Genomic DNA, 3136 nt, shown 5'->3' with positions numbered 1-3136 from the left:
TAGAAAATGTTCCCGATGTATTTGGTAAAGAGATAGCCGTTCGGATAAGAGGAATAGACACTCCCGAGCTAAACGACAAAAGAGAAGAAATAAGAAAAATATCAATTCAAGCAAAAGAGGAATTGGCGCTTCTGCGGGCATGTTGCCAAAAATTATTGAATTCGGGACAAAAAATTATTTTATATAATCTTGGACGGGATAAATATTTTAGATTATTGGCAAGCGTTAAAGTTGGCGATGTGGATGTTGCCGAGTATATGACACTTACAGTGGGCAGACGCCTTAAAAATGGATTGGCAAAATCTTACGATGGGGGGAGTTAAAGTTTGGTAAATATATTTTTAATAATATAATTAATCTGATATAAGTAATTTAAACAACAAAAAAGAATAGGAATAAAACCTTGTCCTTTATTATATTTGCTATAATTTTATTTAAGTTTATGTTCATTATATTTTTTGTTCCAAAACTTTGCCGTTTGATAATTTCTATATTACTTCCAATACGAGATTTGAATTTTTAGACGATAATTTTAAATAAAAATAATAAATAATTTTATCATTAAGAAATAATTTTATTTTTCAAACGCAAATATTTTGAAGTATAATAAACTCTATTTTGAGATTCTCTATTTCCGAAACCGAAAGCCCTTCTGCTAATCGCAAGTATCGGAGGAGCTTGTATTCTTTTTGAGATTGCCATTCCCATATATTGTCGCCACCATTTTTCCAAATCTTCCACAAATTCCAAATCGCTTTTGAAATATTTTTTTATAATTCCTTTTTCGCATCCTATTTTTTCTTCCAATACTCCGTCAATATACATCTGTAAAATATCTTCGGGGATAATTCTATTCCAAGATTCCATTAACGCTTTAAATAAATAATCATGATAATCGTATTTTATAGGGTCGCCTTTTCCTTCGTCAACCGCTTGAGCGTTCGATAATTCCGCCGATGGAACAATATTTATACTGCCTTCGGGAATGATTTCTTTTTTGAAAATATTTTGATTTATATATTTTGCAAGTCCGTATATTTGGTATTTCCACAAATCCGCTAATGCCGCAAAAAATCCCGCTCCGTCTCCGTATAAAGTGGAATATCCAACCATAGTCTCCGTTTTGTTCGCGTTGCAGGTAAACGCTCCGCTGAAAGAAGCCGCCAAACCCGATAATATTCTTGACGACCTGTCCCTTGCCTGTATATTTTCAGAAGCGAATGAAGAAACTTTTAAAAAACTTTCTTTGCCGTCTTTTATTATCATTGGGCAGTTTTCAATTTGTTTTATCGTAAAATCTACCGACTCTTGAATTGGGACTACCATATAAGCGCAACCTAAATTTTCCGCCAAAGTTTTCGCCAAATTTTTTGTAGTGTTTGAATTGAATTTGCTCGGCATATTCACAAGCAAAACATTATCTTTTCCGATAGCATTCACATACATTGCCGAAGACAAAGCCGAATCTATTCCGCCCGAAACTCCAATTACGACTTTATTTATTCCAATCGACTTCATAAATTTTCTTATTCCGTAAATAATCGTATCGTAAATTAATTTATATTCGTTTTCTTCTTTTATAATTATCGCTTTTGGATATTCTTTTTTTGTTAAATCCATTTCGATATAATATAAATTCTCTTCGTATCGATTTGAGTTTAAAATTATATTTCCGTTATTATCGTATACCGAACTTCCGCCGTCAAAAGTATAAACCGTTTTCCCGTTATTTTGAATGCCGACATTATTGACATATATTAAAGGCTTATTATATTTTTTCGCAATCTCCGAATACATTTTATGGCGCTTATTGTCTTTTATTAAAGTGTAGGGCGAACTCGAAATATTGACAAATAAATCCGTATTTTCATTTAGAATATCCATGGGAGATAAATTATAATTCGAACTCCAAGCGTCTTCGCAAATAGTCAAACCCAGATTAATTTTCTCTCCGTTAATTTCTATTTCAACGGGCTTAAAATATTCTTTTATATCAAAATTATCTTTATTATATTTTATGGCGTTTTCAAAAATCAAATCTTTCAAACTAAAAAAATGCCTCGGGTCCTCGAATTCTTTATAATTTGGAAGCAAGGTTTTTATTATAAAAGGATATGGAATTTTTGACTGCGAATTTTTTATAAGTTTTCCGTCTTTAGCCAAAAACAATGCGTTATATTTTCTTACTCTTCCGTCAAAATTTTTTTTATTCTTATCAATCGCAACATTTCCAAATATTACAAAAATATCTTTCGAGGCTTTTATTATCTCCTCTCCCAACTCTTCGCATTCTCTTATAAAAGATTCGCTTTCCCACATATCGCCGATTAAATAACCAGATATTGAAAGCTCGGGGAAGATTATCATATCCGCTTTACTTTCTCTTGCCTCTTCTATAAATTTTATCATTCTTGCCGCGTTATCCGCAGGCATCGAAGGAATTATTTCAAATTGAGATAGCGCTATTTTCATAAAACAAAAAATTTATAATTAATATTAATATCTTTTTCTATTATTATCTCGTCTCTTTTTATCTCTATTATCTCTTCTATTATTATTTTCTTCTTCCGTATAATCGTCTGGTTTTTCAAGCAAAGCCTTTCTGCTTAAAGAATATTTTCCGCCTCTGCTGTCTATAATCTTAACTTTAACGTTATCGCCAATTTTAAGAATCTCTTCCACATTCATGACTCGTTTGTAAGCCAATTCGGATATATGACAAAGTCCTTCTACCCCGGGCAATATTTCCACAAAAGCACCGAATTCTTTAATATCTTTAACCGTTCCCTCGTATATTTCTCCAACTTCGGGGTCTTTCACATAAGAATTAATCAAATTTATGGTTTTTTCCAATGTAGGACCGTCTGGCGCAAATATATTCACGATTCCGCTGTCTTGTATTTCGACATCGCTTCCCGTTTCATCGATTATAGCTTTAATATTTTTTCCGCCAGGACCGATTAAAATTCTAATTTTATCTGGATTGACTCCAATCATTTTGAATTTAGGGGCAAACTCGGATATTTCGGCAGGATTCGATATTGTGGCGTCAATTTTATCCAAAATAAAGAATCTCGCTTTTTTAGCCTGTTCCAAAGCCTCTTTTAATATTTGAGTCGATATTCCAGTAAGTTTT

Annotated in this window: 3 protein-coding genes; 1 reads left to right on the top strand and 2 read right to left on the bottom strand. The window is 32.4% G+C overall.

From position 1 onward, the window contains the following. A partial coding sequence (locus tag EZH24_RS09305) for a thermonuclease family protein (RefSeq protein WP_137998882.1) occupies positions 1 to 323 on the top strand: 323 nt, incomplete at its 5' end. Between the two features lie 238 nt (positions 324 to 561). Here the strand turns inward: EZH24_RS09305 and nadE are convergent. Both nadE and EZH24_RS09295 read right to left on the bottom strand, forming a co-directional pair. After that, positions 562 to 2472, bottom strand: coding sequence for an NAD(+) synthase (nadE, locus tag EZH24_RS09300; protein WP_137998881.1), 1911 nt, complete (start codon positions 2470 to 2472; stop codon positions 562 to 564). 24 nt (positions 2473 to 2496) lie between these two features. Further along, on the bottom strand, positions 2497 to 3136 hold a 640-nt coding region (locus tag EZH24_RS09295), incomplete at its 5' end, for a S1 RNA-binding domain-containing protein (protein ID WP_137998880.1).

It is taken from the genome of Brachyspira catarrhinii, from assembly GCF_005518285.1.
Classification (GTDB): domain Bacteria; phylum Spirochaetota; class Brachyspiria; order Brachyspirales; family Brachyspiraceae; genus Brachyspira; species Brachyspira catarrhinii.
Note: the sequence above shows the minus strand (reverse complement) of the source record. Positions and strands in the feature narration are given on the sequence as shown.